The sequence below is a fragment of the Nocardioides iriomotensis genome (assembly GCF_004168035.1).
In the GTDB taxonomy this organism is placed as follows: Bacteria; Actinomycetota; Actinomycetes; order Propionibacteriales; family Nocardioidaceae; genus Nocardioides_B; species Nocardioides_B iriomotensis.
In genome coordinates this window covers 1-5634 of record NZ_SDPU01000046.1, presented here as the reverse complement: position 1 = coordinate 5634, position 5634 = coordinate 1, and the positions used below count along the sequence as shown (strand labels likewise).

Annotated in this window: 6 protein-coding genes; 5 read left to right on the top strand and 1 reads right to left on the bottom strand. The window is 71.1% G+C overall.

The features are described 5' to 3' along the window. Positions 1–171 precede the first annotated feature (171 nt). The gene (locus ETU37_RS22935) at positions 172–768 is read left to right on the top strand and encodes a 5-formyltetrahydrofolate cyclo-ligase (RefSeq protein ID WP_129989819.1); all 597 of its coding nucleotides are present in this window, start codon (positions 172–174) and stop codon (positions 766–768) included. Between the two features lie 183 nt (positions 769–951). After that, on the top strand, positions 952–1236 hold the full coding sequence (locus tag ETU37_RS22930; RefSeq protein WP_129989817.1) for a GIY-YIG nuclease family protein: 285 nt from the start codon (positions 952–954) through the stop codon (positions 1234–1236). Between the two features lie 36 nt (positions 1237–1272). Here the strand turns inward: ETU37_RS22930 and ETU37_RS22925 are convergent, their stop codons facing one another. Beyond that, a complete protein-coding gene (locus ETU37_RS22925) occupies positions 1273–3900 on the bottom strand; it encodes a penicillin acylase family protein (protein WP_240755906.1) in 2628 nt (875 codons plus the stop codon). Positions 3901–4041: 141 nt separating this feature from the next. Between ETU37_RS22925 and ETU37_RS22920 the strand changes: the two genes are divergently transcribed. The 3 genes from ETU37_RS22920 to ETU37_RS22910 all read left to right on the top strand — a co-directional run bounded on the left by ETU37_RS22920 (position 4042) and on the right by ETU37_RS22910 (position 5531). Next, complete coding sequence (locus ETU37_RS22920; RefSeq protein WP_129989813.1) at positions 4042–4365, top strand: FmdB family zinc ribbon protein; 324 nt, start codon at positions 4042–4044, stop codon at positions 4363–4365. Between the two features lie 52 nt (positions 4366–4417). Next, entirely contained in the window at positions 4418–5068 is a 651-nt protein-coding gene (locus ETU37_RS22915; RefSeq protein WP_129989811.1) for an SAF domain-containing protein, read from the top strand. Positions 5069–5135: 67 nt separating this feature from the next. Continuing rightward, positions 5136–5531, top strand: coding sequence for an MscL family protein (locus ETU37_RS22910; RefSeq protein WP_129989809.1), 396 nt, complete (start codon positions 5136–5138; stop codon positions 5529–5531). The last annotated feature ends 103 nt before the right edge of the window (positions 5532–5634 follow it).

Here is a 5634-nt window from a genome sequence, read left to right as displayed (position 1 = left end):
ACCTCCGGGTGGGAGTGGGCCTTAGACAAGCCACATCCCATTCGGGGGTTCTCGTTCGTTCAAGCAGGCGCGCTGCTACCAACCTCGTGGCCGGGTACATCTAGCGGGGCCCCGCCGCACCGGGTGGTCGAGCCCGTCGAGACCACCGCGGACAGGTCGTACGCTCGCGGCATGGACGAGAGGGAGACCGTTCCCGTCGACGGCGCCAAGATCGCGCTGCGCGACCAGCTGTCGACCGCACGGCGCCGGCGCTCGCTGCTCGACGTCGGCGAGTCCGGCCGGGCGATCGCGCAGCACCTGCTCGCGACGCCGGAGGTACGGCGAGCGGCGACCGTGGCCGCCTACGTCTCGCGCGGGCTCGAGCCCGGCACCGGCCCGCTGATCGACGCGGTCCGCGCGTCGGGCCGGCACGTGATCCTGCCCGTCGTGCTCCCCGACAAGGACCTCGACTGGGGCCGCTACACGGGCGCCGACGGCCTCGCCGACGCCCGCTTCGGCCTGCTCGAGCCGGCCGAGCCGCACCTCGGCGTCGACGCGGTGGCCACCGCGGACGTCGTGCTCGTCCCCGCGGTCGCCGTCGACCGGAGCGGGATGCGGCTGGGCCGCGGCGGCGGCTGCTACGACCGCGCGCTGGCGCGGGTGCCGGTGGGCACGTTCGTGTGCGCGCTGCTCTACGACGACGAGGTGCTCGACGCCGTACCGTCCGCGCCCCACGACCGGCGGGTCACCGCCGTCGTCACGCCGTCGGGGGTCACCCGCCTGGCGTGAGCCCTCGGGTGGTCGAGCCCGTCGAGACCACGCACCCGGGTGGTCGAGCCCGTCGAGACCACACTCCCGGGTGGTCGAGCCCGTCGAGACCACACACCCGGGTGGTCGAGCCCGTCGAGACCACGTATCCACAGAGCCGGAACTCGTCAGGCGGGCAGGACGCTCGGCGATCCACCCTGGGGCATGCCCTTCACCTACATCCTGCGATGCTCCGACGGTTCGCTGTACGTCGGCAGCACGCGGTTCGACGTGCACAAGCGGGTGTACGAACACAACCTCGGCCAAGGCTCGCGCTACACCGCGTGCCGTCGGCCCGTGGAGCTCCTCTGGTGCGCCGAGTTCGAGAAGGTCACCGACGCCTTCGGACTGGAGAAGCAGCTGCAGAGATGGTCACGCGCCAAACGCATGGCTCTGATCGAAGGACGGTTCGAGGATCTGCCCCGGCTGGCCCGGTCCCGCACGGATTGACAGTGGTCTCGACAAGCTCGACCACCCGGACACCGGTCACCCGCCTGGCGTGAGCGTCAGCGTGTGCTCGGCGGACTCCTCGACCGCCTTGCGCGACCACAGCCACGGCAGCGTGCGGCCCTCGGCCCACAGTTCGGTCTGGTCGACGTAGTGGTCGTTGAAGGCGTGGCCGGACGTGCCGGTCAGGTTCACCCAGCGCGAGTCGTCGAAGTCGGCCATCGAGACCACCATCCGCATCGACGGCGCGGCGGTGACCTCGTAGGAGTCGCTGGCGGCGTCCCACTTGGTGGCGTCGACGATCTCGGAGCCGCCGCCGACCTCGTAGCCGCCGCGGTTGAACAGCCACTGCACGAGCCCGATGTCGGACTGGCCGACGGTCTGGTTCTCGAGGTTCATCCGGTGGTGGTGGCCCCAGGTCCAGTCGACCGCGCGTCGCGACTGGCGGACGACGAGGTCGTCCCGCGCGGCGGCCATCGCCTCGGCGAGGATGTCGTCGCGCGTCTCGATCTCGGTCTCGGTCTCGGTGTTGTCCCACCAGTGGCTGTCGGGCTCGGCGAGCAACCGGCGCATCACCTCGTACCACTGGCCGCCGCCGTCCGGCCACACCGCCTCGCGCATGTCGTCGTGGAAGGTGAGCGTCAGGGTCTCCTTCCAGACGGCGTTGAAGTACGCCGCCGCGGCGGAGTCGGCGTCCTGGTCGAAGTCCCACGACTTCAGCAGCCGCTGGCCGGCACCGAGGTAGTCCGAGGGCATCAGCACGTCGAGGAGGTAGGGCACCATCGTCGGCGCGAAGCCGTTGCGGTCGTCGAGCTGGATCGACTCCATGTCCTCGACGCTGAGCTTCTCCTTCTGCTCCAGCAGGTCGACGATCCGCTGGCTGCGGTACCCGTAGGCCCAGGAGTCGCCGAGGTAGTACGGGTAGTCCTTGCCGGTCACCGCCTGGTTGGCGGTGGCCACGTAGCCGGCGTTCGGGTCGAGCACGCTGGGCAGCGCGTCGAAGGGGACGTACTTGCCGGTCCAGTCGTTCGACGGCAGCCAGCCCTCGGCCGGGTAGTCGCCGTCGTTGCCGGACTTGCGGATCGGGATCCGGCCCGGCGCCTGGTAGCCGATGTGGCCCTCCCGGTCGGCGTACACCATGTTCTGCGAGGGGGACGCGAAGTCGGCCGCGGCGGCGCGGAACTCGTCCCAGTTGCGCGCGGTGTTGATCCCGAAGATCGCGTCGGCGGTGTTGGCCGGCTCGAGGGCGGTCCAGGCGAGCGCGACGCCGTAGCCGTTGCCGCGCGCGGGGGCGTCGTCGCCGACGGGCGAGTTGGCGCCGACCGTGCTGAGCTCGGCGGACACGTCGGATAGCAGCGGGCCGTGCCGGGTGGAGCGGACCGTGAAAGTGAACGGCTCGTCGCGCCCGAGCACCTCGATCGTCTCGTCGCGGAGGTCGAGGTCGCGCAGCTTGCCGTCGTACTCGTACTGCTGACCCTCGATCTTCTCCAGGTACAGGTCCGTCACGTCGGGGCCGAGGTTGGTGAAGCCCCAGGCGATGTCCTGGTTGTGGCCGATCACCACCCCCGGCAGCCCGGCGAAGGTGTACCCGGTGACGTCGAACGGGCACGCGTCGCCGACGTCGTTGCAGTGCAGGCCCATCTGGTACCAGATGCCCGGGACCGAGATCCCCAGGTGCGGGTCGTTGGCGAGGATCGGCCGGCCGGTGGTGGAGTGCTCGCCGTCGACGACCCAGCCGTTGCTGCCCAGTCCCTTCCCGTGGCCCAGCAGCTCCGGCATGGCGTCCAGGCCGCCCTTGAGGTCGGCCAGCGCCTCGGACACCGCGCCCGACAACGCGGGGCGGGCCGGCTTGCGGGTGCCCGGCCGGGTCGCCTCACCCTCGTAGACGCCGTCGACGACGGCGCCCTGGGTGACGATCGGCTGGTGCCGGTCGTAGGGGTACGGCGGGAACAGCTCGGCGATGTCGGCCTCGCTGTGCCGGCCGGCGAGGACCGCCCGGGTGATCTCGTCCTCCATGTTGCCGCGCAGGTCCCACGACATCGCCTTGAGCCACGCCACCGAGTCGGCCGGCGTCCATTCCTCCGGCGCGTAGTCGAGGCCGTTGAGTGCGAGCACGGAGTACTCCAGCGACATCTCCGACGGGCTGTGGCTGTCGATGTAGGCATTCACCCCGTCGCTGAACGCCTCGAGGTAGGTCAGCGTCTCGGGGTCGAGCAACGACAGCTCCTCCTCCGCGACCCGCCGCCAGCCCATGGTGCGGATGAACTTGTCGGTGTCGAGCGCGTCCTCACCGAGCATCTCCGACAGCCGGCCGGCGGTGATGTGCCGCCGGACGTCCATCTCGTAGAACCGGTCCTGCGCCTGCACGAAACCCTGCGCGTAGAAGAGGTCGTGCGTGGTGTCGGCGTAGATCTGCGGCACGCCCTGCGCGTCGCGCAGCACGTCGACGTCGGCACCGAGGCCCGGCACCTTGATCTCGCCTTCGGTCTGCGGGAACGGCTTCCGCACCACGACGACCCCCGCCACGAGCGCCGCGACGACGACCAGCACGAGCGCCACCGCGACGTACGTCGCCCAGCGGCCCGCGCGGGGCCAGGCCCGGAACTGGGCGAGCAGGCCCGGCCGTCGCGCGTCGTCGGAGGGCACGGACGCGGGGGTGTCGGACACGGCGGACATTGTGCCGCCCGCGGACGGGAAGTTGGCGAACGGGCTCGGTGTTGCGATAATTGGCAGTCGGACCCCCCGAGTGCCAGCCCCGTGGCCGGACCCCGGAGGGTCCCGGCTCGCTCGACCCGACGGAGGACCCCCGTGCCCACCTACCAGTACGCCTGCACCGAGTGCGACAACGCCTTCGAGCAGTTCCAGAGCTTCAGCGAGGACTCCCTCACGGTCTGCCCGCAGTGCCAGGGCCGGCTGCGCAAGGTCTTCAACGCCGTGGGCGTCGTGTTCAAGGGCTCCGGCTTCTACCGCACGGACTCGCGCAACGGCTCATCGTCGTCCGACACGTCGTCCGCCCCGGCCTCGGCGTCCTCCGCGTCGTCCTCGAAGGCCGAGTCGAAGTCGGACTCGACCAAGACCGAGTCGGCCTCGACTAAGACCGAGTCCACCAGCAAGGCCGGCTCGGCCGCCTGAGCCCTGTGGACGACGGCCGACGGCCGCGTCCGCTTCTCCCTAGCCTCGGGGGATGACCTCCGCACCGGTCCCCCGTCCGCGCCGCGGCCGCGGCTGGCGACGTCTCCGTCGCGCCGTGCTCGCCCGCCGTCGCCCGCTCGCGGCGGTCCTCGCCGGGCTGGCCGTGCTCGCCGGCGTGCGGGCGTACGCCGCCCCGCCTCCCCCGACGGTCCCCGTGCTGACCGCCGCGCACGACATCGCACCCGGTGCCACGGTGGGGCCGGGCGACCTCGTGACCCGTCCCCTGCCGCCGGAGGCGGTGCCGTCGGGCGTCGTGCGCTCCGCGGCCGAGGCGTTGGGCCGCACCACCACCGGTCCGGTGCGTGCCGGCGAGCCGCTGACCGACGTCCGCCTGCTCACCGCCGACCTGCTCGCCCACCATGCGGGCGACGTCGCCGCCCCGGTGCGGATCGGCGACCCGGGCACCGCACGGCTGCTCCGCGTGGGTGACCGCATCTCGTTGTACGCCGCCGACCCCCAGGGCGAGCAGGAGCCCGTCGAGGCCGCGTCCCGGGTGCCCGTGATCGCGCTGCCCCGACCGCGCGACGAGGGCGTGAGCGCCGTGTCAGGTGCGCTCGTGGTGGTCGCCGTACCTCCGGAGACGGCCCGTCGACTCGCTGGGCTCGGAGTCTCGTCATTCCTTTCTGCGGTGATTGTCCGCTAGGTTGCGAGACGTTCGGAACACACTCACTGACCGGCCCTCGGGTCCACGAGAAAATCGGAGAACTCCCTTGAGTGGCTTCAAGAGCTTCCTGCTCCGCGGCAACCTGATCGAGCTCGCGGTCGCGTTCATCATGGGCGCGGCGTTCGCCAGCGTGGTCACGGCGTTCACGGCCGTCATCACCGCCAACGTCCCCGGCCTGGAGGGCACCTTCCAGGGGGCCAAGGAGGGCGACGTCGGCTTCTTCTTCAACGCCCTGATCGCGTTCGTCCTGCTCGCGGCGGTCGTCTACTTCTTCATCGTGGTGCCCTACACCAAGGCGAAGGAGCGCTACTTCCCGTCCGAGGCACCCGGGGAGCCCGCTGACGTCGCCCTGCTCACCGAGATCCGCGACCTGCTCGCGCAGGGCCAGGGCCGGTACGCCGACACGTCCTCGACGTCGACCGACGGCTCGCGAAGCCTCTGACCCCCCTCTAGTTGTACCCGGCCACGAGGTTGGTAGCAGCGCGCCTGCTTGAACGAACGAGAACCCCCGAATGGGATGTGGCTTGTCTAAGGCCCACTCCCAC

Coding starts and splice junctions, on each gene's coding strand:
- ETU37_RS22930 (WP_129989817.1), top strand. CDS start 952: ATGCCCTTCACCTACATCCTGCGATGCTCCGACGGTTCGCTGTACGTC.
- ETU37_RS22915 (WP_129989811.1), top strand. CDS start 4,418: ATGACCTCCGCACCGGTCCCCCGTCCGCGCCGCGGCCGCGGCTGGCGA.
- ETU37_RS22935 (WP_129989819.1), top strand. CDS start 172: ATGGACGAGAGGGAGACCGTTCCCGTCGACGGCGCCAAGATCGCGCTG.